General features: G+C 71.1%; 22 protein-coding genes. 12 read left to right on the forward strand and 10 right to left on the reverse strand.

Annotated elements, in window-relative coordinates; all coding sequences use genetic code 11:
* Positions 1-3: 3 nt before the first annotated feature.
* The 4 genes from OG505_RS23975 to OG505_RS23990 all read right to left on the reverse strand — a co-directional run bounded on the left by OG505_RS23975 (position 4) and on the right by OG505_RS23990 (position 3,430).
* Positions 4-690, reverse strand: a complete 687-nt coding sequence (locus tag OG505_RS23975; RefSeq protein ID WP_405427754.1) for a DedA family protein — start codon at positions 688-690, stop codon at positions 4-6.
* Between the two features lie 35 nt (positions 691-725).
* Positions 726-1,265 carry a phosphatase PAP2 family protein gene (locus OG505_RS23980; protein ID WP_405427756.1) on the reverse strand — a complete coding sequence of 180 codons (540 nt, stop codon included), beginning with the start codon at positions 1,263-1,265 and terminating at the stop codon, positions 726-728.
* A 99-nt stretch (positions 1,266-1,364) separates the two neighbouring features.
* The gene (locus OG505_RS23985) at positions 1,365-2,735 is read right to left on the reverse strand and encodes a sensor histidine kinase (RefSeq protein WP_405427758.1); all 1,371 of its coding nucleotides are present in this window, start codon (positions 2,733-2,735) and stop codon (positions 1,365-1,367) included.
* Positions 2,736-2,752: 17 nt separating this feature from the next.
* Positions 2,753-3,430: a response regulator transcription factor gene (locus OG505_RS23990; RefSeq protein ID WP_405434668.1), complete on the reverse strand. Its 678-nt coding sequence runs from the start codon at positions 3,428-3,430 to the stop codon at positions 2,753-2,755.
* Positions 3,431-3,702: 272 nt separating this feature from the next.
* Here OG505_RS23990 and OG505_RS23995 point away from each other — a divergent pair, with 272 nt between their 5' ends.
* Genes OG505_RS23995 through OG505_RS24005 form a run of 3 tightly spaced genes read left to right on the forward strand, consistent with a single transcriptional unit; the run spans position 3,703 to position 6,498 of the window.
* Positions 3,703-4,008, forward strand: coding sequence for a ferrous iron transport protein A (locus tag OG505_RS23995; protein ID WP_405427760.1), 306 nt, complete (start codon positions 3,703-3,705; stop codon positions 4,006-4,008).
* A 59-nt stretch (positions 4,009-4,067) separates the two neighbouring features.
* On the forward strand, positions 4,068-5,957 hold the full coding sequence (locus OG505_RS24000; RefSeq protein ID WP_405427762.1) for a ferrous iron transporter B: 1,890 nt from the start codon (positions 4,068-4,070) through the stop codon (positions 5,955-5,957).
* A 4-nt stretch (positions 5,958-5,961) separates the two neighbouring features.
* Entirely contained in the window at positions 5,962-6,498 is a 537-nt protein-coding gene (locus OG505_RS24005; protein ID WP_405427764.1) for a NifU family protein, read from the forward strand.
* 78 nt (positions 6,499-6,576) lie between these two features.
* Here the strand turns inward: OG505_RS24005 and OG505_RS24010 are convergent, their stop codons facing one another.
* A complete protein-coding gene (locus OG505_RS24010; protein ID WP_405427766.1) occupies positions 6,577-7,752 on the reverse strand; it encodes a metallophosphoesterase in 1,176 nt (391 codons plus the stop codon).
* Positions 7,753-7,892: 140 nt separating this feature from the next.
* Between OG505_RS24010 and OG505_RS24015 the strand changes: the two genes are divergently transcribed.
* Positions 7,893-8,099 (forward strand): hypothetical protein, encoded by a 207-nt coding sequence (locus tag OG505_RS24015; protein ID WP_405427768.1) that lies wholly within the window; start codon positions 7,893-7,895, stop codon positions 8,097-8,099.
* Between the two features lie 476 nt (positions 8,100-8,575).
* Here the strand turns inward: OG505_RS24015 and OG505_RS24020 are convergent, their stop codons facing one another.
* The 3 genes from OG505_RS24020 to OG505_RS24030 form a co-directional block, all read right to left on the reverse strand.
* Positions 8,576-9,091 (reverse strand): transposase, encoded by a 516-nt coding sequence (locus OG505_RS24020; protein WP_405427769.1) that lies wholly within the window; start codon positions 9,089-9,091, stop codon positions 8,576-8,578.
* 171 nt (positions 9,092-9,262) lie between these two features.
* Positions 9,263-10,603 carry a glycoside hydrolase family 6 protein gene (locus tag OG505_RS24025; RefSeq protein WP_405427771.1) on the reverse strand — a complete coding sequence of 447 codons (1,341 nt, stop codon included), beginning with the start codon at positions 10,601-10,603 and terminating at the stop codon, positions 9,263-9,265.
* 347 nt (positions 10,604-10,950) lie between these two features.
* Entirely contained in the window at positions 10,951-11,166 is a 216-nt protein-coding gene (locus OG505_RS24030) for a hypothetical protein (protein WP_405427773.1), read from the reverse strand.
* A 201-nt stretch (positions 11,167-11,367) separates the two neighbouring features.
* Between OG505_RS24030 and OG505_RS24035 the strand changes: the two genes are divergently transcribed.
* Positions 11,368-12,390 (forward strand): PP2C family protein-serine/threonine phosphatase, encoded by a 1,023-nt coding sequence (locus OG505_RS24035; protein ID WP_405427775.1) that lies wholly within the window; start codon positions 11,368-11,370, stop codon positions 12,388-12,390.
* Here the strand turns inward: OG505_RS24035 and OG505_RS24040 are convergent, their stop codons facing one another.
* Positions 12,391-12,753 carry an STAS domain-containing protein gene (locus tag OG505_RS24040; RefSeq protein WP_405427776.1) on the reverse strand — a complete coding sequence of 121 codons (363 nt, stop codon included), beginning with the start codon at positions 12,751-12,753 and terminating at the stop codon, positions 12,391-12,393.
* 552 nt (positions 12,754-13,305) lie between these two features.
* Here OG505_RS24040 and OG505_RS24045 point away from each other — a divergent pair.
* From OG505_RS24045 to OG505_RS24075, 7 genes are all read left to right on the forward strand, one after another.
* On the forward strand, positions 13,306-14,676 hold the full coding sequence (locus OG505_RS24045; protein WP_405427778.1) for a lectin: 1,371 nt from the start codon (positions 13,306-13,308) through the stop codon (positions 14,674-14,676).
* 356 nt (positions 14,677-15,032) lie between these two features.
* Positions 15,033-17,489 carry a ricin-type beta-trefoil lectin domain protein gene (locus tag OG505_RS24050; RefSeq protein WP_405427780.1) on the forward strand — a complete coding sequence of 819 codons (2,457 nt, stop codon included), beginning with the start codon at positions 15,033-15,035 and terminating at the stop codon, positions 17,487-17,489.
* A gap of 173 nt (positions 17,490-17,662) precedes the next feature.
* Positions 17,663-18,094, forward strand: coding sequence for a YbaB/EbfC family nucleoid-associated protein (locus OG505_RS24055; RefSeq protein ID WP_405427781.1), 432 nt, complete (start codon positions 17,663-17,665; stop codon positions 18,092-18,094).
* Entirely contained in the window at positions 18,078-18,407 is a 330-nt protein-coding gene (locus tag OG505_RS24060; protein ID WP_405427783.1) for a hypothetical protein, read from the forward strand. The genes OG505_RS24055 and OG505_RS24060 overlap by 17 nt, the downstream gene beginning before the upstream one ends.
* Positions 18,404-20,293: a hypothetical protein gene (locus OG505_RS24065; protein ID WP_405427785.1), complete on the forward strand. Its 1,890-nt coding sequence runs from the start codon at positions 18,404-18,406 to the stop codon at positions 20,291-20,293. Before OG505_RS24060 ends, OG505_RS24065 begins: the two co-directional genes overlap by 4 nt.
* Positions 20,294-20,307: 14 nt before the next feature.
* Positions 20,308-20,595, forward strand: coding sequence for a hypothetical protein (locus OG505_RS24070; protein ID WP_405427787.1), 288 nt, complete (start codon positions 20,308-20,310; stop codon positions 20,593-20,595).
* 182 nt (positions 20,596-20,777) lie between these two features.
* Positions 20,778-22,028, forward strand: a complete 1,251-nt coding sequence (locus OG505_RS24075) for a GAF domain-containing protein (protein WP_405427789.1) — start codon at positions 20,778-20,780, stop codon at positions 22,026-22,028.
* A 40-nt stretch (positions 22,029-22,068) separates the two neighbouring features.
* Here OG505_RS24075 and murQ read toward each other — a convergent pair whose 3' ends face one another.
* Positions 22,069-22,962 carry an N-acetylmuramic acid 6-phosphate etherase gene (gene murQ / locus OG505_RS24080; RefSeq protein ID WP_405427791.1) on the reverse strand — a complete coding sequence of 298 codons (894 nt, stop codon included), beginning with the start codon at positions 22,960-22,962 and terminating at the stop codon, positions 22,069-22,071.
* Positions 22,963-23,061: the final 99 nt, after the last annotated feature.

Genomic DNA, 23,061 nt, shown 5'->3' on the forward strand with positions numbered 1-23,061 from the left:
CGTTCAGTCGGTGCGGGAGCAGTTTTCGGCCACTGTCGCCTCGGTGGGCGGGGTTGCCGAGCGGCGGCGGGAGCGCAGGAGTTGGATGCCGATCGGCACGACGGAGACGAGCACGATGGCGATCAGGATGAGCTCGATGTTCGATTTGACGAAGCTGATCTGCCCGAGGAAGTAGCCGAGCACGGTGACACCGGTTCCCCAGAGAACGCCACCGAGGACGTTGTAGGTGACGAAGGTGCGATAGTGCATCCGGCTCACCCCGGCGATGACGGGGGTGAAGGTCCGCACGACCGGCACGAAGCGGGCCAGCACGATCGAGCGGGCGCCGTAGCGGGCGAAGAAGGCGTTCGCCCGGTGCACGTTCTCCTGCTTGAACAGCCGGGAGTTGGGGCGACGGAACAGGCTCGGGCCCACCCGCTTGCCGAACAGGTAGCCGACCTGGTCGCCGACGATGGCAGCGACGGTGACGAGCAGACAGACAAGCCAGAGCGGCTGGTGCAGGTAGCGGCCGTCGGCGACGAGCAGCCCGGCGGTGAACAGCAGCGAGTCGCCGGGCAGGAACAACCCGATGAGCACCCCGGATTCGGCGAAGATGATCGCGAGGATCCCGATCAGCCCGAAGGTGGAGATCAGCCATTCCGGGTCGATGAAGCTGGGGCCCACGGCGAGTAGCGCCTGAGGCGTGGACATGGCATGACCTCCGGAACGAGGGGGCGGGGTGGTGCTCAGGCAGTGGTGTCGGGGCGGCGGCTGGTACGGCGGTCGTAGACGCGGCCGACGACGCCGATGGTGGCGACTGTGGCGGCGGCGATGAGCGCGCCTGCGAGGATGTCGCCGGGGTAGTGCACGCCGGTCCAGACGCGGGCGAAGCCGATGACGGTGGCGATCACGCTCAGCCCTACCCCCCATCGACGGGACAGAAACGCCCCGACGGCGAAGGCCACCGCGAACGCCGCGGTGGCGTGGTCGCTGGGCAGCGATGCTCCGGCGTCGTGCGGGATCAGTTGGTGCACGGGGTGGGTCTGGAAGGGCCGTACCTCGGTGCTGAGCGCGGCGACGGCCTGCCCGACGGCGAAGGTCAGCCCGAGGGACGCGACGACGCGCATCAGGGCGGCGCGCCCGTGCCGCAGGTGAGTCAGGACAGGTATGGCCGCGGTGGCGGCGAGGACGTAGATCAGCCACACCGCCGACCATTCGAAGAAATCGTCGACGAAGTCGCTGCGGCCGGCGCCGGCGTTGACGATCTGGAACAGGTGGTAGTTCATCGATCTCCCCGGGACTGGTGGTCCGCCCCCCACGGGCCGCCTGGCGTCCAGCTTCACGATCGCCACCTGAGAGGAGCCTGAAACGGACCTGGCCCGACTTCAACCCTGGTCGGCGTCACCCTCTTGGGGCAGGAAAATTTGAACGGTCATCCCCGGACCGGGCATCACCCGCACCCATCCACCGTGCGCCGCGACGACCTGGCGGGTGATGGCGAGGCCCAGACCGGTGCCGCCTTCCGGGCGGGTGCGGCTGTCTTCGAGACGGACGAACCGGTCGAAGATGCGCTCCCGGTCGGCGTCGGGAACACCGGGCCCGTCGTCGGTGACCTCGACGCACCCCCACCCGTCGCGCACCGACACGCGCAGGGTCACCTGGTTACGGGCGTGACGGGCGGCGTTGTCGGCCAGATTCCGCAACGCCCGACCCAGATCGAGCGCGTCGCCGGTCACCCGTACCGGGGCGAGGTCGGCCCGGAAGGTGAGGTCCGGGTGCTGCCCGGCGAGCCGCTCCCGCTCGGTGTAGGCGAGATCGTCGAGGTCGACGTCGTCGCGGCGGCGGGTGGCTCCCCGCTCGTCGATGCGCGCGAGCAGCAGCAGGTCCGCGACGAGATCGCCGAGCCGGCTGGTCTCGCGGCGCAGCAGCTCGACCAGGTCGTGCTGCCCCTCCGGTACGGGTGCCAGCGCCAGGCGGTCGAGGCCGGCGCGCAGGGTGGCCAGAGGGCTGCGCAGTTCGTGGCTGGCGTCGGCGACGAACCGGCGCTGGCTCGCCGCAGCGGTCTCCAGCCGCTCGAGCATCCGGTTCATCGTCTCGGCGAGCGCCGCGATCTCATCTCGGGCGGCCGGCACGGGCACGCGGGCGTGCAGGTCACGAGCGGTGATGCCAGCGACCCGCCGGCGGATCGCCTCGACCGGGCGCAGGGAACGCCCCACGAACCAGAACACCGCCGCGCCGACCACCAGCAGCATGGGCGCCAGCCCGGCGGCCAGGATCGCCGCGACCGCCTCCGTGCTCTCGTTGACCGGCCGCAGCGACTGCGCGACCAGCACCGTGCGGGTGCCGGAGCCGGTGGCCACCCCTTCGGCCGCGATCCGGAAGGGGTCCTCGTCGGCGAACGGCAGCAGCCGCTGCTCGCGCAGCAGCTGACCGGGCCGCGGCCGCAACGGGGACAGCGGCGCGGCGTCGCCGAGCGCGGCTGAGGCCGCCTCAACTCGCCCCGACGGGTCGAGGACCTGCACCAAGGTCTGTTCTCCGGGGCTGGGCTTCAGCGTCTGGGCGAGCGCGCCCTGATCGCCGGCGGCCACCGCCGCGACCACCTCGGCCGCCCGTTGTCGCGCTGCGGCGTCCACGTTGCCGGCGAGATCCGCGCGGGCGAGGAAGACGAACGCCGCCGCGCCGACGGCGAAGGCTGCCCCCACGACAGCGGCGGCAGCCAGCGCCGAACGTAGCCGTACCCCCAGATGCCGGCGCATCCACCCGATGAGCATGCTCAGCCGCCGTCGGCTGCCAGGCGGTAGCCCATGCCCCGCTCGGTCTGGATGGCCCGGCGCCCGAACGGCTGGTCGATCTTGCGGCGGAGGTAGCCGACGTACACCTCGACGATGTTGGGGTCGCCCTCGAAGTGGGCGTCCCAGACGTTGTCGATGATCTGCCGTTTCGACACCACGTCACCCCGGTGCCGCATCAGGAACTCCAGCAGCGCGAACTCCCGCGCGGTGACCCGGACGGCCTGGCCGGCCCGACTGACCTGCCGTCGGGCCGGGTCCACGGCCAGGTCCCCGGCGGTCAGCACGACCGGCCGGGCGGGCGCACCCCGGCGCACCAGAGCCCGCAGCCGGGCCACCAGCACCACGAACGAGAACGGCTTGACCAGATAGTCGTCGGCCCCGAGGTCGAAGGCGTCCGCCTGGTCGTACTCCCCGTCCTTCGCGGTCAACATCAACACCGGTGTCCACACGCCCCGCGACCGCAGCCGCCGGCACACCTCGTAACCGTTCAGGCCGGGCAGCATGATGTCCAGCACGATCACGTCGTACGGGTTCTCGGTGGCCGCCCACAGCCCGTCGGTCCCGGTGTGCTGCACATCCACGGCGAAACCCTCGTCCGTCAGGCCGGCGCGCAGCACCTGCGCCAGGGCGGTCTCGTCCTCGACGACCAGCACCCGCACCCCGCCCGCCCCCTTCCGGAACATCGACACCCGCACCCTGGCATCACCGAGGGGCACCCCGATCATCGCGCGGACACGTGGGTGGACGGGTGAGCCAGGGCACAGAAGGGCCGCGACACGGCCACCGCGACGGATCCGACCGACGCGAGGCCGACCACGGCCGCAGCCAGTACAACCGCACGGTACGTGGTCGTGGTCGGATGGCTGGCCGCCCGGCCGGAGTTCGTCACACGCCCTGGCAGGTGAGGCCAGCCTTACCTTATGGTGAGCTGGTGCTGCTGAGACGTCCTGCCGCCCACTCCGGTCGTCCGGTGCGCGCCGTCGAGGCGTCCACCGGGTCAACGGGGCGGCTGGCCGACCTGCCCCCGGGCAGTCGGGCCACGATCGTGGGACTGGCCGACGGGGCGCCGCCTTCGATGGCCCGTCGGCTCGCGGACCTCGGGTTCACCGCCGGGACGCCGGTGCAGGTCGTGCGTCGCGCGCCGCTGCGGGATCCGGTGGTGTACCGGGTCAAGGACTACGACCTGTGCCTGCGCCGCGCGCAGGCCGCGCACGTGCTGATCCGGGACGCGCGGTGAAGGACGCGGGTTGCCACGCCGGGGCCGAAAGTGGCGCCGTTGACACGGCATCGCCACGCTTGGCCCTGGCGGGCAGCCCGAACGCCGGTAAGACGAGCATCTTCAACGCGCTGACCGGTCTGCACGCCAAGACCGGCAACTACCCCGGTGTGACGGTGTCCCGATTCGTCGGCACCATGCAGGCGGGTGAACGGCGGTACCTGATCGAGGACCTGCCCGGCACCTACAGCCTCGACCCGATAAGCCCCGACGAGCAGATCATGGTCGACGTGCTCGACGGCCGCCTCGACGGCGAGGCACCGCCGGACGCGCTGCTCGTCGTGGTGGACGCCACCACGCTGCGCCGCTCGCTGCGGTTCGTCGCCCAGGTGCTGCGCCGCGGCCTGCCGACCTGCCTGGTGGTGACCTTCACCGACGAGATGACCGTACGGCAGGGCCGACTTGACCTGCCGGCGTTGCAGCAGGCGCTGGGCGTGCCGGTGGTGCAGGTGCTCGGCAACCGCGGGCAGGGCATCGACCAGCTACGCGACCAGATCGAGCGGTGGCCGACGTGGTCGACACCGACCCTTCCGCCACCGGACGACCCGGCCGAAGCGGACGCGTGGGCGGAGTCGGTGCTGAGCTTCGCCGGTTACCGGGCCCCGCAACGCCACCGCATCACCCAGCGCGTCGACGCGGTGTTGCTGCACCCGCTGTGGGGCACCATCGTGTTCCTCGCCGTGATGGTGCTCTTCTTCCAGACCGTGTTCACCCTGGCCGCGCCCCTGCAGGGCTACGTGGAGACGTTCTTCGGATGGCTGTCCGGGCTGGTGGCCACCCACGTCGGCAACCCGTGGCTGGCCGGACTGCTCGGCGACGCGGTCATCGGCGGCATCGGCGCGGTGCTCGTGTTCGTACCGCAGATCATGCTGCTGTTCCTGCTGATCTCCCTGCTCGAGGGCGTCGGCTACATGTCCCGCGCCGCGTTCCTGATGGACCGGGTGATGGCCCGCGCCGGTCTGGAAGGCCGCGCGTTCGTGGCCCTGCTGTCGTCCTTCGCGTGCGCGATCCCTGGCATCATGGCCACCCGCACCCTTCCGTCGGCCAAGGACCGCCTGGCCACCATGATGGCGGCGCCGCTGATGACCTGCTCAGCGCGGCTGCCGGTGTACGTGCTGCTGATCGGGCTGCTCATCGACCCGTCCGCCCGGTGGGGGCCGTTCGGGGCGCAGGGCCTGGTCATGTTCGGCATGTACCTGCTCGGCGCGGTCTCGGCCATGACCGCCGCCTGGGTGTTCAAGAAACTCGGTGACCGCAGCGGACCGCTGCTGCCGTTCTACATGGAGATGCCCCCGTACCGGATTCCCTCGGCCCGCTCGGTGCTGATCGCGGTCGGCGATTCGGCCAGGTCGTTCCTGCGCAAGTGCACCACCATCATCGCGGTCACCACTGTCAGCCTCTGGTTGCTGCTGAACCTGCCCCTGCACTCGACCGCCGACCTGCGTGCCCACGGCGTCGACGCGGGCAACGACACCGCGGTATCGGCGTACGTCGCCGACCACAGTTACGCCGCCGGCCTGGGCCACCTCGTCGCGCCGGTCTTCGACCCGCTCGGCTTCGACTGGCGGATCAACATCGGCGTGCTGTCGGCACAATCGGCCCGGGAAACGTTCGTCGCCACCCTCGGCCAGGTCGCCGCTGCGGAAAACCCCGACGAACCGTCGAAGACGCTCAAGGCGATGACCTACACCGACGGGCCGCACGCCGGGCAGCCGCTGTTCACCGCCCCGACCATCGCGGCGCTGCTGGTCTACTTCGCCTTCGCGTTGCAGTGCATGGCCACCGTCGGCATCATCCGCCGCGAGACCGGCGGCTGGAAGTGGCCCCTGATCGCGTTCGGTTACCTGACCGCGCTGGCCTGGATCATGGCCTACGCGGCCAGAACCATCACCGCGCTCCTAACGGGCTGAGGTCATGATCCCCATCCATCCCCAGCCCACCGCCGGTCACCCCGAGCATCTGCGCTGGATCACCCCGGCCGGGGTGCTGCCCTTCACCGGCGTCGCCGCCACCCTGCCCGCCCCGCTCGCCGCCCTACGCGACGACGGCACCCTCGCCCAGGTCCGCGTCGAACCCGCCGCGATCGTCACCACGCTGCATCCCGGTCGGCAGTGGTCCCGCGACGGCGCCCGCGTCCGTACGGCTCTGCACGCCGCTCTCGCCGACCCGGCCGGTTGGGCCCCGGCGGACTCCGCCGGCGAGCCGGACGACGGGCCACTGCGTGACGCGGCCCAGGAGCTGCTCGACGGGCCCGTCGGCGACCTCGCTCACTCCCACGGCGGGCACATCGAGCTCGTCGACGTCCGCGACGGCACCGTCACCGTCAAGCTCGCCGGCGCCTGCCACGGCTGCCCCGCCGCCCGCACCACTCTCCGGCGAGGACTGGAGGACCAGCTTCGCCGCAGCCACCCAGAGTTGCGTGCCGTCACCGCTGATCCACGCCGCAGTTGACCCGGGGGACAGCCGGCGGGGTTGATCGGGGACACCCCGTCACGTACAGGTGGGCGACAAGTGTGAACCCGGTCGGGGTTACCCCGCCCGGAGGGTGAGCAGGGTGATCTCGCTCGGCGCGAAGATTCGGAATGGCGGACCCCAGAAACCGGTGCCCCGGCTCGTGTAGAGCTGGGTTCGGCCGTGCCGGCTGAGACCCTGCACGACCGGCTGGTCGAACCGGACCAGGTAGTGGAACGGCCACATCTGGCCGCCGTGGGTGTGCCCGGACAGTTGCAGATCCACGCCGGCCGCGACCGCGTCGTCGATCTGCTTCGGCTGGTGCGCCAGCAGCAGCACGGGCAGCTGCGGGTCGGTGCCGGCGAGCGCCGCAGCGTGGTCGGCCCGGTGACCGGTGACGCCGGACGAGGCTGCTGTCACGTCGTCCACACCGGCGACGACGAGCAGGGCGCCGCCCCGCTCCACGACGAGGTGCCGGTTGTGCAGGGGCTCCCAGCCGAGGGTCCGCATGTGGTCGACCCAGCCCTGCGCCTGGCCGTAGTACTCGTGGTTGCCCGTCACGTACACCCGGGCCAGCCTGGCCTGGACGGTGCCCAGGGGCGCTGCCTGCGCCCGGCGCTGGTCGACCGTGCCGTCGGCGATGTCGCCGGTGTGGCAGACGATGTCGGGTGCCAGGCCGTTGACCACCTCGATGGTGCGGGCGGACCAGCGGGCCCGGTCGATCGGGCCGTAGTGGGTGTCCGTCAGCAGCACCACCCGGACCCCGTCGAGACCCGCACCCAGCCGGTCGACGGTGACGTCCACCCGCCGGACCCGGGGCACCCGCATCGCCTCGGCGTACCCCCAGACGGCCAGGACGACCGAGACGACCGCGGCACCGACCGCCACCGCCCGGGACCGCACCGGATCGGCGACCCCCGCGGCGGCCAGCGGGAGCCGGGCCACGTTTCCGATCAGCGCCCAGACGAACAGGATCCAGACCAGGCCCAGGAGGGTGTCCCCCGCGCGGGCCGCCGCGTCCAGCCGCCAGCGGCCGTGCCCGAGATACATCAGGGCGGGGAACGCGACCAGCGCGACGACGAACACGCTCGTGCCGGCGGCCACCACCGGCGCCGGCCACCGCGCCGCCATTGTCAACGTCCACCACGGCAGCCCGAACAGCAACGCCAGGACCGCGACCAGCGTCGCCCCGGACACCAGCGGTCGCAGCGCCCCTCGCGCCGGCCGCACCTGTACGGCATCGCCAGCAGCCATCCCGGTCGTCCTCCCGTCGCGGTCCGGGAAGCATGACACGGCCCGGGCCGGATCGACCACGCCCGGGAACCGGGACCGATCCGGCCCGTAGGTGATCGATCCGCGACCCTTGGGCGCCTCGGCTCGGGTACGGTCAGCGGATGGCGTACGACGCCCTGGCAGAGAGCCTGCGCCTGATCGTTTCAGGGTTGCCGGACGGCCCCGTGCGGTTGAGTCGGCGCCGTCGTTTCGCGCCGGTCGCGGTCGACGTGGACGGCGACCTCGCCGCCACACGGTTCCTACGCCGAGGCGTTGGCTGTTACTGGGACGAAACGCACCTGCTGGCCGTCGACAACCACGGAGCCTGACGAACGCTCGGCGGCGGCGGATCCTCGGACGACGAAGACCCCACCGCGGAAGAGTTCGAGCGGGCCCGCGACGACCTCGCGCCGTACCAGATAGCGCTGAGTGGAAGCGCTGGCGTCGTGCGCGACGACGACCCCCTGCTGCCGGGGGGCACGCGATGGGTGGGCGGGTCGGCGGTGCTCGTCGGCCATGGGGTCGCAGAACTGCATGTCAACGGTCGCCACCTACCCGTCCCGTACCACGGTCACCTGATCGTGGTCTGCGGCTCTCGCCAGCCGCCGACGGTTACCGCACACGACGGTACCGGGCGCACGGTTGCCACCGCCACGGTGTCTCCCACACGGTGATCGGCAGCCAGGGGCCGCCGTGACGGCGTAGCGCCAGCCAAATCTGCTGATCTTCGGCAAGCGAGCACAGCGATGCGCGTGTGCGACCCGCTAACGTGGAGACAGAATAGGAACTCGCAGGTAGTGAGCCTCTAAGCACAGATAGAGCGTCGCCTTAGGAGTCTCCATGTGACTCCGGATGATCTTGGCGGGCGGGGTGGTACGGCCGGCGGGACAGGGGTCACGTCGGCGGGGATCGGTCTGGTCAAGCTGCGCCGCGGATCGCCGGTGTCGGTCGGATAAAGGGTGGGGCATTCTCGGGCGGCGGTGAATGCGGCCATCCACAGAATGTGCCGCAGCCGCCGGTGAAAGCGGCGAGGCGGGCGATGATTCCCGGAGACCGTTCCGGAGTCGCGGGAAACAGGCGCCAAGCCGGCGTGGGCGGCCAGTTTCGCAGGACTGTCGTACTCGGTCATGCCGGCGGTGTGGACGAGCAGTTCGGCCGTGAGCAGGGGACCCATGCCGGGCAGACTCCCGATGATCGGGGACGCCTGGCCACGATGCAGACGCCGAGGGCCCGATGGGCAACGACGACGTTCGCCACGGCGGCGCGGTCCGGGCACCTCCCTCGCCGCGATCGTGAGCCGTGGGCGGGCCGCCCGAAGCATGACGCATCCGGCGGACGGCCGGACGCGGGGTCCGGCCGTCCGTCGGCTTATGGATGTGATCTTCGACAGGCGATCACAGCGACCCGCGCACGCGACCGGGGCAGGGGACCTGAAGACAAAGAAGCCCGGCGCGGAGAGTGGTCCTCCACGCCGGGCCGTCGCCTCGGAGGGTCAGCTGGCTGCGCAGATGACAGATGCCGGGCCGGTGCCGGTGCCCTGGAAGCCGAAGTTGGTCGACTGTCCCGCGCCGACGTGTCCGTTGTAGCCCATGTTGGTGAACCGGACGGTTCCGCTGGTGCCGCTGGCCTGGGCGTTCCAGGTGCCGGTGATCGCGGTGCCGCTGGGCAACGTGATGGTCGCGGTCCAGCCGTTGATGTCCGCGGAGCCGGCGGTGACCGTCACGCTCGCGGTGAATCCGCCGGGCCACTGGTTGACCGCCACCGACGCGGAGCAGCCGTTACCGGTCGGCGGCGGCGTGGTGGGGGGCGCGGTGGTCGGCGGAGCCGTGGTCGGCGGAGCCGTGGTCGGCGGGGCCGTGGTCGGCGGGGCCGTCGTCGGCGGGTTGGGTACGCCATTGGCCAGGCTGTAGGCCAGGTCGGGCTGGAACGAACCAGCCGTGTAGCGGCAGCCGTCGGCCTCGCCCGGCGGCTTCACCCAGAGGTACGCGTCGATGTTGCTGTCGCCGGTGTTGGTGGTCGGGTATGTCCCGATGCGCCGGTCGGTGTTGTCGTCGCCGCACCAGTCGCCGCTGGCACCCCCGTTGCGGCTGGTGTCGATGACCTGCCGCTTGCCCGAGAGGCCCATGGCGTTGAGGGCGGAGATCACCGAGCGGCCGAAGTTCGCCTCGCTGGACGTCGAGTTGAAGTTCGACACGTTGCTGAAGAAGCCGTCGGCGTACTGCACGCCCGCCGCCCGGAGCCGGTTGGCCGTCTCACCCGCGCTGTTCCAGGTGGAGTGGCCGGCGTCGAGGTACACCTTGGCGTTGGGGTTCGCCGACTTGATGGTCCGGGTGGCAGTCGAGATCGCCTGGTTGCGGGCGTTGAGCTCGCTGCTGCTCAGGCACGTCTGCAGGGCGAGCGAGTCGGTTTCCAGGATGATCAGGACCGTCTGGTTGCCGAGTCCTCTGGCGAAGTTGGAGACCCACGTCTGGTATTGGTTGAGGTCAGGGGCGCCACCCGCGCTGGCCCCGCCGCAGTCCCGGTTGGTGATCTCGTACACCGCCAGCACCGGGATCTGCTGGGCCGCGTTGGCGGCGCCGACGAACCCGGAGACCTCGGACTGCACCGTCGACGGGTTGAAGTTGGCGAACCAGCGCGCCTGCGGCTGACTCGCGATCTTGTCGCGGATCACGGCGGCTAGCGAATCGCCGGGGTTGGCGGCGACCCAGCGGACGACTGCCGAACTCGGGTCGCGGTAGAGCGATCCGGACACCGTGCCGGCGGACGCGCCGCCGACGGCGTAGCAGACGCTGGCTGCGGCGGTGCCCGCGATGACCGCCACACTGAGCGCCACCGATCTACGGCGCCGGGGGGAGAGGATAGCCACGACGTGTTTCCTCCTGATCACATTGATGTATCTAAGTTCATGGGAGCGTTCCCAAGACGGTAGCGGAGGCGAGCGTCGCTGCCAAGATGTGCGGGCTTGTCGCTGCGGCGGCGGCCGCGTGCGTCGCGGCACGCGCAGGGCCGCCGGGGACGCGAGCGTCGTCTGCCCCGATCAGGCGGTGGCTGGTCGGCCCGCTGTCGCTGACGACCACGAACGCGCGGCGACGGCGACCGCACCTGCGTGTGCGATCACCGCCGGTAGCGCGCGGTAGGGTGGGAGACGGCCCGTGCCCTCGTGGTGGCCGGTGCTGATCGTTACGGCTGCAGAGCGTCCGCGGCGGGGGTCCAGGTCGACTCGTTCCCGACGTCGGCGACCGTGATCCCCTTGGCGATCTTCTCCAACTCGGCCCGTGGCAGTCCGTTGCCGAGACCACTGGTGCTGACCTGGACGACGACCTTCCCGTCGGCGCTCCAGACGTTGCAGAAGCCGCCGTCTTCGGTGCCGGCGTCCTGGCCGCGCTGGTCGGACACGTTGTGGCACGTCGTCGCGCCGGGCTCCGGCGACTGGTTCGAGCTGGTGCTCGGCGTGACGAAGATGTGGAACCCGTCCTTGATGGCGCCCTCGACCGTGTCGTAGGGCGCGGTCAGGCCCGTCGTGGGCGCGGCTGGCCTGGTGTACGTCGCGCCGCCGTAGTCGCCGGCACGGGCCGCCGCGACGCCGCTGAGGCCACGATGCTGCCGTTCGACAGCGGCCCCGTGGAGCAGGCGTTGCGGAGCCAGACGGCCCAGGTCTTCGCGCAGCCTGACGGGTGGACGGTGTTGGCGCCGGTCACCGACCGCGGTGAGGCGATCGGCCTGCTCGAGATGATCCTGCCGAACGAGCCGGATCCACGGGATCTGGAGGAGATCGGCCGCACCGCGCACGTGTTGGCGTTCGTGGTGATCGCCAACCGGCGGCACACCGACCTTTTCGAGTGGGGGCAACGCACAACCCCGTTCACCCTGTCGGGCGAGATCCAACGCCGCCTGCTGCCCGGCTCGTTCACGTGTGAGGCCAGCGCGTTCACCCTGTCCGGCTGGCTGGAGCCCGCCGCGAGCGTCGGCGGGGACACCTTCGACTACAGCCTCGCCCGCGACGTGCTGCACTTCAGCGTCACCGACGCGATGGGCCACGGGGTAGCCAGCGCGCTGACGGCCACCCTGGGGGTAGGCAGTCTGCGCAACGGTCGACGTCGTGGGGCGAGCCTGGTGGAGCAGGCCGAGGTCGCGAATGCCGACGTGGCCGGACACACCGCCGTGCCCGGCAGTTTCGTCACCGCGCTACTGGGCCGTCTCGACCTAAGCACGGGGGTGTGCGCGCTGCTCAACGCCGGGCACGTTCCGCCGATGCTGGTACGCGACGGGGACACCCGGGTGCTGTCGCTGCCGGGCAACTTCCCGCTGGGAATGTTCACCGAGGCCACGTACCGCGCCAGCGAAGTCACGCTGCGCCCCGGCGACCGTCTGGTGGTGGTCACCGACGGGGTGCGGGAGCGCAACGCGGCGAGCCTGGATCTGCCGTCCATGTTGCGGTCGATCGCCGGTCTGCACCCCCGCGAGGCCGTCCGGGCGTTGGCCGACGCCGTGCTGGAGGTCAGCGGGCCGGCGCTGGCCGATGACGCCACCCTGTTCGTCGTCGACTGGCACGGCGGGCACAGCGAGGATTGGCGGACCAGCGCTGGCACCGACCAGGAACGCGCCAGTGCCGCAGGGTGACTAGCGGCCGGCCGCGTCGGCGGGACGGAGATCCGCTTCGGCCGCCGCCACGCTGTCGTAGATGCCGATGACCCGATCCACCGATGTGACCGACAGGACGCTGCGTACGACGGACTGCACCGCGGCCAGGCACAACCGACTCCCGGCCTCCCGCAACGCCTTGAACATCACCACCAGCGCGCCCAGCCCGCTGGAGTCCATGAATCCCACCTCGGCCAGGTCCACCACCACCAGGCGCTCCCCGGCTTCAACCAACCGTTGCAGGCCCTCGCGCAACTGTGGGGACGTCGCCATGTCCAGCTCGCCGCGCACCTTGAGAACGGTGCAGCCGCGGCCCGGCCGGACCGACAACCCTAAATCCACTACAACCTCCCCACGCCGTGACCTCCCCCTTACCCTATTTCGCCGAGGGGTGAACCGCCGTCGGCCATCGGCGGCCGTGGATTGCCGCTGACCAGCGCGCTCGCCGACGCGGCCGCCTTCGCTCCCGACGCACCGGGCCGGGTGCTGATCCGCATCACCACACACCTCGCCGACGTACGAGCAGCCCTGCACCGCTGACCGGACGCCCCGGGCTGCAACCCGCCGGACACGGCATTGACATATTTCACTGTGCGATCTAGCGTCGGGTCGAATCGGTTCGACCACGGGCCGGACACCTCCGGCATCCCCCGACGGTCGGTCGTGTGGTGTTCGGGCGAACGACGTGGCCACCGACGATTCGACGACCACCTGGTCCCGCATGGGCGGCGAGACCAGTGGCGGGAGCCTGTGGCGATGAGCCGGACGTCGTCGTGGGCACATCGCGTCTTCCGCGGTTCCTCGGCGCCGAGCGGAGTCGGCGGGGTGACCGAGAGTGGTCGTCGCGCGCCCCTTCACCTGAATCAGTTCGTGCCTAATGGTGGGAGCCCCCTCATGACAAGACGTAGACCCCTCCTTGGTTCTCTTGCGACGGCCGCGCTCGTCGTCGCGACCGTGGGCGTGGCGGGAGTGACCGGTGGCCTGAGCGCCACCGCGTCGGCCGCGAACGTCACAGCGGCCGCAGCGACCGCCGGGTGCGGCAAGGCGCCCACGTTGACCAGCGGCCAACGGTCCATCCAGAGCAGCGGCCAGAACCGTAGCTTCATCCTGAGGATTCCCGACAACTACGACCGGAACCACCCGTACCGGTTGATCTTCGGATTCCACTGGAACGGCGGCACCATGAACGACGTCGACGGCGGCGGGGCCGACGGCGCGGCCTGGTCCTACTACGGGCTGCGGCAGCAGGCGAACAACAGCACCATCTTCGTGGCCCCGCAGGGCAACGGGAACGGCTGGGCCAACCCCGGCGGCCAGGACGTCACCTTCGTCGACAACATGATCAGCCTGATCGAGGCGGACCTGTGCGTCGACACGACGCAGCTCTTCGCCCTCGGCTTCAGCTACGGCGGGGGCATGAGCTATTCGCTGGCCTGTTCGCGCGCGGGTGTCTTCCGCGCGGTCGCGGTCTACTCGGGCGGGCAGCTCAGCGGGTGCGGTGGCGGCACCCAGCCGATCGCGTACATGGGAATCCACGGCATCGGGGACCCGGTGCTCAACATCTCCGCCGGACGGTCCCTGCGGGACACGTTCGTGCGGAACAACGGCTGCACCCCACAGAGCCCGCCCGAGCCGAGAGCGGGCAGCCTGACCCACATCACCACCACCTACTCCGGTTGCCGTTCCGGCTATCCCGTGGTGTGGGCCGCGTTCGACGGCGGGCACACCCCCGGCCCGGTGGACGGCGGCGGGGACAGCGGCGCCAGGACCTGGACCAAGGGCGAGGTGTGGCGGTTCTTCACCCAGTTCGGCAGCACCGATCCGACGCCGAGCCCGACCGTGTCACCCACCGGCGCTCCGACCACCCCGCCTCCGAGCGGCACGTCGGCCCTGCGCAACACGGCCTCCGGGCGGTGCCTGGACGTCAACGGCGCCTCGCAGGCCAACGGCACGGCGGCGATCATCTGGGACTGCCACGGCCAGAGCAACCAGAGCTGGACCTCGACGGCCGCCCAGGAGCTGCGCGTCTTCGGCGGCAAGTGCCTCGACGTCAACGGCGCTGCCACCGCGAACGGCAGCTCGGTGATCATCTGGGACTGCAACGGCCAGTCCAACCAGCGGTGGCGGCTCAATGCCGACGGCTCGATCACCGGAGTTGGTTCGGGCCGGTGCCTGGACGTGGTCGGCAGCGGCACGGCCAACGGCACGCGCATCCAGATCTGGGACTGCAACGGCGGAGCCAACCAGCGATGGAGCCGGAGCTGACCCCGGCGAACACCTCGGGGCGTACCGACCGAAATCGCTGAACCCACCACGGGCCGGCTTGGCGACGGAACCACCCGGTTCCGCCGCCGAGCCGGCCCGCCCTGCCGGTGAGCGCTCGACGCGGCTACGCGGAAGACGCCGCAGCATTCGTCGAATCTTCCGCGACCGCCCGATGATCGTGCCGTCCAAGATCGCGGCATTTGTGGTCGGTCGATATCGTTGACCGCCGATCCATGCGGTGCCTAACATACGACGTCTGCTTATTAATGAGCTTCGATAGGTGGCCTCTGCGGTACGACAGCTCGACACCTGCCGTACGGCTTCGGGGGTCGGAAGCGGTTGGGGAGGCGAGTCAGATGTTCGGTAGAGGGAGTCATCGGCGCAGCACTGGCGAGGGCGGGCCGCGCCGCTGGTCACGGCGAAGCACGCGACGTCCGCATCGGCTGACCGCTTCGGCGCTGGGAGCGGTGGTCGTGGCGGCGGCCGTGCTGACCGGGTTCGCCTCCCCCGCCCAGGCGGCAACCGCCATCACCATCAACGGCGGATCCGGTGGACGGGCGCTCGACGGGATCGGCGCGGTCAGTGGCGGTGGCGGCAACAGTAGGTTGCTGATCGACTACCCGGAGCCCCAGCGCAGTGACATCCTGGACTACCTGTTCAAGCCGGGCCGCGGCGCCGCCATGCAGCTGCTGAAGACGGAGATCGGCGGGGACACGAACTCGACCTCCGGCGCGGAGCCCAGCCACGAGCACACCCGGGGCAACATCAACTGCAACCGAGGCTACGAGTGGTGGCTGATGGAGCAGGCGCGGGCGCGCAACGCCAACATCGCCCTGGCGGGCCTGGCCTGGGGAGCGCCCGGCTGGATCGGAAACGGCAACTTCTGGTCCAACGACTCGATCGACTACCTGGTGGCCTGGCTGGACTGCGCGGCCACCCACGGGCTGACCATCAACTACCTCGGCGGGTGGAACGAGAAGGGCTACAACGCCACCTGGTACAAGAACCTGCGCTCGGCCCTCAACTCCCACGGCTACAGCAGCGTCAAGATCGTCGCCTCGGACGACTTCGGCTGGGCCGCCGCCGACGAATCGCTGCGGGATCCGGCGTTCGCCAACGCCGTACAGGTCTTCGGCAGCCACTACGTCTGCGGCTACCGCAGCGCCCAGTCCAGCTGCCCCAGCTCCAACAACGCGGTGTCCACCGGCAAGTCGCTCTGGGCCAGCGAGAACGGCTCCGACGACTACAACGCCGGCGCGCAGGCCCTCGCCCGGGGCATCAACCGTGGCTACATCGACGGCAAGATGACCGGTTACATCAACTGGCCCGCCATCGCCGCCATCACGCCCAACATCCCGTGGGCGACCACGGGCGTGGCGGTGGCCCAGCAGCCCTGGTCCGGTGCGTACTCCATCGGCAAGAGCACGTGGGTGATGGCGCAGACCACGCAGTTCACCGCCCCGGGCTGGCGCTACCTCGACGGATCGACCGGCTACCTCGGCGGCAACCGCAACAACGGCAGCTACGTCTCGCTCAAGTCCACCAACAACAGCGACTACAGCACCATCATCGAGACGATGGACGCCGGCTCCGCGCAGACCCTCGACTTCACCGTCACCGGCGGGTTGTCCACGGGCGCCGTGCACGTCTGGTCGACGAACGTCCGGTCGAACAACACCGCCGACCACTTCGTCAGGGGCAGCGACATCACGCCGAGCGGCGGGCGTTTCTCGCTCACCGTCCAGCCCGGCTACGTCTACAGCATCACCACGACCACCGGGCAGGGTAAGAGCACGGCGGTCAGCCCGGCGGCGGGCAACCTGAAGCTGCCGTACAACGACACCTTCGACAGCTACGCCGTCGGGCGCGAGGCGAAGTACCTGATGGACCAGCAGGGCTCGTTCGAGATCGCCGCCTGCGGGGGCGGTCGCGCAGGTCAGTGCGTACGCCAGATGTCCGAGCAGACGCCGATCTTCTGGACGTCCGGCCAGGCCGAGCCGTACACGCTGTTGGGTGACCTGTCGTGGCGCAACTACACGGTCTCCTCGGACGTCATGCTGGAGAAGTCCGGGTACGCGCAGCTCATCGGACGCGCCAACACGTACAACCACCAGGGGCCGCAGAACCTCAACGGTTACTACTTCCGGGTGACCGACGGTGGCGCGTGGTCCATCCGGAGCAACAACACCAGCGGCAACTGGCGCACGCTGGCCAGCGGGAACACCTCGGCGCTGGGCACCGGGCGCTGGCACACCCTGTCGCTGACGCTCAACGGGAGCACCCTCACCGGGGCCATCGACGGCAACACCGTCGGTACGGTCTCCGACTCGACCTGGGTCGCCGGCCAGATCGGGTACGGCACGGGTCAGGGAGTCACCGCCCAGTTCGACAACCTCTCCATCACGCCGGTCGGCAACTCCGGTGAGCCGGGCGCGACCGGAGCGATCCGGGGCGCGGGCTCCAACCGGTGCCTGGACGTCAACGGGGCCAGCCAGGCCGACGGGTCGGTCGTACAGATCTGGGACTGCAACGGCGGCGCCAACCAGCAGTGGACGCTCACCGCGAGCAACCAACTGACCGTCTACGGCAACAAGTGCCTCGACGTGCCGGGCACCGCCGCGGGCACCCGCGCGCGGATCCTGACCTGCAACGGCGGTAGTGGCCAACAGTGGCGTGTCAACGCTGACGGCACGATCACCGGGGTCGGATCGGGCCTCTGCCTGGACGTCAACGGCGCGGGCACCGCCAACGGCACCGCCGTCCAGATCTGGACCTGCACCGGTGGCAGCAACCAGCAGTGGATCCGTAGCTGAACGGACCCTTATCCGATTCGCGACGGCCGGCCGCTCAACTGAGCGGCCGGCCGCCGTCCGTGCGGGCAGCCGCCGCGCGGACTCCACGTCGGAGGGTCAGGGCGTATCGTGTGGTGGCCGCGCCCCCGGTGTCACCCCCGAGGCTGCCGGCAGCCGTCACACGGGGAGGTCTGATGGCGCAGTTTCCCAGCGGCGACTTCGGCGCGGCGACCGAGCGGTTCGCCGCCTCCTGGTCGGCGGGCATCTCCGAGCGGGCCGCCCGCGCACAGGAGTTGTCCGAGCGGGTGGCGGCGATGTCGGCGACCGCCGAAGGCGCGGACGGCGCGGTCCAGGTGACCGTCGCCGCGTCCGGGGCCATGACCGACCTTCGACTCGACGACCGGGTGTCGCGGTGGCGGGCGGACGAGATCGCCGCCGAGGTGCTGGCGGTGATGCGCCGGGCGCAGGGGCGGTTGGCCCCGCAGGTCGCGGAGGCCGCGGCGGAGACCGTCGGCGCCGACTCCGAGACCGCCCGCGCCGTCGTCGGCAGCTACGAGACGCGCTTCCCGGAGGTGCCCGAGGAGGACGAGCAGGGGTACGGCCCCTGGGGTGACCGTGGGCGCTGAGGCAGCCGGGTTCGAGGTCACCACGGCGGCGGTGACCGGGCACGCCCGCTCCGTCGACCGGATCGCCGAAGCGATCGGCACCGCGCACGACGCGGGGGCGTACGTGCGGATGGGCGCTGGCGCGTACGGGCATCTGCCCGTCTGCCAGGCGATCCCCTTTCTGTTGGATTTCCTCCAGGGGCCGGCGGTGGAGGCGCTCGCGGCGGCGCAGGAGGCGTTGCACAGCGCGGCGGGGGCCCTCGATGAGACGGTGAACGCCTACCACCGGACGGACGGAACGATTTCCGCTGCCCTCGGGCGGCTGCACCGATGAGCACCGACGTGGCGAACCCGTTGATCGCCGCCCGGCAGGACACCACCACCGCGTACAGCGGCGTCGGCCTCGTCGAGAGCCTGGTCGACCTGCGCCACGGCATCGAGAGCGGGTCCTGGGTCGACTCGACCATCGGCGGTTTCGGCACGTCGATGGAGGTGCTGGCGACCTGCGTCGACCCGATCGGGTCGATCGTCTCGTGGGGGGTCGCCTGGCTCATCGAGCACGTCAAGCCGCTCTCCGACGCCCTCGACTGGCTGGCCGGCGACCCGGACCAGATCACCGCGTACGCGCAGACGTGGCACAACGTCTCCCGGCAGGTCACCGGTCAGGTCACCGCCCTGTCCGAGGCGGTGCGCACCGAGATCGCCACCTGGACGGGTCCCGCGTCCGAGGCGTACCGCCGCTACAGCGACCAGCACGTGCGCCACCTCGCCGGCCTGGCGGACGCCACCGGTCTGATCGGCACCGTCGTCGAGGGCGCGGGCCTGCTGGTGGCGCTGGTCCGGGAGTTGGTCCGGGACCTGATCGCCGACTTCGTCTCGGTCCTCGCCGTCCGGCTGTGGGAGTGGCTCGCCGAGGCCGGGCTGACCCTGGGCGCGGCCACCCCGCTGGTCGCGGCGCAGGTCTCCACGCTGGTCGCCAAGTGGGCCGCCAAGGTCGCCGGGTTGCTCACGGCGCTGGCCCGCAGCGTCAACCGGCTCCGGCCGATCCTGTCCAAGCTCGGCGAACTGCTCGACACCCTGCGCACGGCGCTGCGCGGTCTGCGGCGTACCCCGGGCGGGTCGAGTCCTTCCGACATGCCGGCCCCCGGCCCGAGGGCGCGCGGCTACACCGATCCCGCGGGCGGGGGCGGGCAGGCGCCGCCGTGGGCCTGGCAGGACGGGCCGGGGCCTGCCGGTGCGGGCCACGAGCCGGGACCGGCCGGCGGCGGCCCGGCGCACGGCGGACCGCCCGGGGAGCGCGGGCCGACCGGGGGCCCGCCGCACGACGGTGGTCGAGGGCACGACGCCGGGCCACCGCACGACGCCGGGCCACCGCACGACGCCGGGCCACCGCACGACGCCGGGCCACCGCACGAGGGCGGTACGGCGCACGACCCCGACGAGCCGCCGGACACCGACGGGTCCGACGCGGCGGAGCCCGGGTCCACCGGCGATCCGCTGGTGCCCGATCATGCGAGCGAGGCCGAGTTGCGGCTGCTCGGCAGGGAGGTGCACAGCATGACCGAACTCGACCCCGGTGGGCACGTCAACGACGCGTACGACGTGACGTTCACCGACGGCACGCACGGTGTCTACAAGCCGAATGTGCCGGAGAACGAGTTCGTCCAGGTGCGCTCCACCATCCCGGAGAATCAACTGGCCGCCCGGGAGGTCGCCGCCTCGCGCCTGGACGAGGATCTGGGCTTCGGCCTGGTGCCCACGACAGCCCGGTGGGACGGTCCGCACGGGGCCGGGTCGATGCAGGAGTTCGTGGAGAACGCGAGCCCTGGTCGTCCCGCCAGCGCCTACCCCGTCGCCGAGAGCGAGCGGATGGCGGTGCTCGACTACGTCAGCGGCAACACCGACCGCCACATGGGTAACTACCTGACCGGCCCCGACGGCCGCCTGGTCGCCATCGATCACGGCTACTCGTTCCCCGAGTCGAACGGCGAGCCGCTGCGGTCGGACTTCGTTCAGCAGCAGATGAACCGGCCGCTCAGCCCGGAGACGATGGCCCGGATCCAGGCCACCGACCCGGGCGTGCTGGCCGACCGGCTGCGCGGCACCGGCCTGAGCGAGCAGGCGCTGTCCGGTGCGATGGATCGCTTCAACGAGATCCGCAGCCGAGGCATGATCACGGGCGAGGCATGGAACGCCTTCCGTCCGCCGAGCCCGTGGTGAGCGAAGGAGCCGTGGTGAACCAGGAGACAGGCATGACCGAGCAGGCGCTGACTCGCGTGGCGCTGTACACGTTCGCCCAGCACACCAACCGGCGGGTGGCCGAGTTCCGGTGGCAGCCGGGCCAGGCGGTGTCGCTGACCATCCTCGATCCCGAGTGGGGCGCGCTCGCACAGGACTTCTACGACAACGGTGTGCCGGTCGGCGCGGAGCGGGTGCCGCCGGAGGCCGGTCCGGACTTCATGCGCGCCCTGCTGCAACGCTTTCGGATGAGCTACTACAAGTTCGTGGACGAGAGCGGCTGAGCCGCCGCCGCACCGGTACGACAGCCGCTGCCGGGGTATGGGGACGCTGCACGGCGGCGTCGCGGTCTCCCCCGTACTCTGGCGACCGTCAGCGGGCGGCGAACCATGAGCCATCCAACGAAGTCGTACAGGAGAGGGGCGACCACGGCATGACGGCGGTATCGGGCCAGCGGTCGACTGCGGTGAGTGCCGGGGAGACGGCCGAGGAGGATCTGCGGGCACTGTTCGGGCAGTCCATCGCCGCTTTCGCGTCTCTCGTGGGGCCCACGCACGTGGTGGAGACGGCGAACCCGGCGTTCTTCGCCACCATCGGTGAGGAGCGGGCGCGCACCGGGGTTCCGGTCGCCGAGCTGATGCCCGAGTTGGCCGGTCAGGGCTTCGTCGCTCTGCTGGACGAGGTCTACCGCACGGGTGAGCCCTACACCGGTCGGGACGCCCGGATCGTGCTGGGGGCCGGTCCGCACGCGCGGGAGGCGTTCTTCGACTTCACCTACGAGCCACGCCGAGACGCCAGCGGCACCGTGACCGGGATCCGCGTGATCGGTGTGGAGACCACCCAGGTCAAGCACGCCCAGCGGCTGATGGTCGAGCACCGCGCCATGCTGGAGCAGATCGCCCGCCAGGCGCCCCTGGCCGAGGTGCTCGACGGGATGGCCCGCTGCATCGAGAAGCTGGCACCGGAGCAGGTGCTCGTCTCCGTGCTGCTCGCCGATCCGGACGGCCGGCACCTGCGCCACGGCGCCGCACCGAGCCTGCCCGAGTTCTACAACCAGGCCATCGACGGGATCGCCACCGGCGAGGGCGTCGGCTCGTGCGGCACCGCCGCGCACCGGCGGGAACCGGTCATCGTCACCGACATCGCCACCGACCCGTTCTGGGATGACTTCCGCGACCTGGCCGAGCGGGCCGGGCTCGCCGCCTGCTGGTCGATGCCGGTCCTGGCCCGCGACGGCAGCCTGTTGGGCACCTTCGCCATGTACCACCGCACCCCGCGCGTCCCGCAGGACACCGATCTCGCTCTGGCCCGGGTCTTCGCCGACACCGCGGCCCTGGCCATCGAACGCCACCATGTCGAGCAGGCGAAGACGGCCGCCGAGGCACGCGCCAAGGCCGCGCACGAGGAGCTGGCCAAGGCGGTACGCGCCGAGCGGCAACTGCGCGCCGAGGCCGAACAGCGCGCCGCCGCCGCGGCGGAACTCGCCGACCGGATGCGCGTCGCCGCGGCCGCACAGGCCGCCCGACCGCATCCCGAGCACTGCCAGCTCGGCGGCGCCCAGGGGTGCACCGCACCAGCGAAGATCAAGATCGCCGATTCGTGGGGTGATGCGGCGTGGGGCTGTGAGGCCCACGTCGAGGAGGCCATCCTCAACGTGCGGTCGGTGTTCATCGCGAGCGAGGAGCTCGGCGGCCTGGCCGTCTACCTCAACCGCTGACCAGCGGAGCACGGCAGCGGCGACGCGCGACGCGTTGTGGTCAGGCCGCGACGGCCGCCCGGACGTCGTCGGCGGCGACGCGCAGCCGTGCGGCGGCCTCCTCGGCGGTGCAGTGGGCGCGCAGCAGCACGATGGCCGTCTTGGCGTGCCCGTGCGCCGCCGCGAGCGCCCGCGCGGCCGTGTCGAGGTCGGTGTCGGCGGCCTCGGCGACGATCCGGCGTGCCCGGTCGACGAGCTTGGCGTTGGTGGCGTTCATGTCCACCATGAGGTTGCCGTAGACCTTGCCGAGCCGGGCCATCGTGGCGGTCGAGAGCATGTTGCAGACGAGCTTCTCGGCGGTGCCGGCCTTGAGCCGGGTGGAGCCGGTGAGGACCTCGGGGCCGGTGGGCACCTCGATGGCGACGTCGGCGTGCCGGCTGATCACGGCGTCGGTGTTGCAGGCCACGGAGACGGTCGCCGCGCCGCGCGCGCGGGCGTGATCCAACCCGCCGACCACGTACGGGGTACGGCCGCTGGCGGCGAGCCCGACCACCGTGTCGCGGGCGGTCAGGTTGACCGCGTCGAGGTCGGCGACGGCGCGGTTTGGGTCGTCCTCGGCGCCCTCGACGGCGACGCCGAAGGCTCGTGCCCCGCCGGCGAGCAGACCGATGACCCGGTCGGGCGTCGTACCGAAGGTGGGTGGGATCTCCACGGCGTCGAGCATGCCGATCCGGCCGCTGGTGCCCGCGCCGAGGTAGATCAGCCGTCCGCCCTGGCGTAGCGACGCCACGATGACGTCGACGGCGGCGGCGATGTCCGGCACGGCCCGACGGACGGCGTCCGCGACCGAGCGGTCCTCGTCGTTCATTGCGAGAAGCAACTCGGTGGGAGACATCCGGTCGAGGTCGCTGGTCTTGTCGTTGCGGGTCTCGGTACCGAGGGTGCTGAGGTCCATCCGGTGTTCGTTCCTCTCGCTGATGTTCAGCCGCCGAGCGCCACCGGGCGTGCCCTGCTGGGCCAACGCGCCCTCTGTCAGCAGGCTGAAACCACAGCG

This window comes from Micromonospora sp. NBC_00617 (assembly GCF_045161355.1).
GTDB lineage: Bacteria > Actinomycetota > Actinomycetes > Mycobacteriales > Micromonosporaceae > Micromonospora.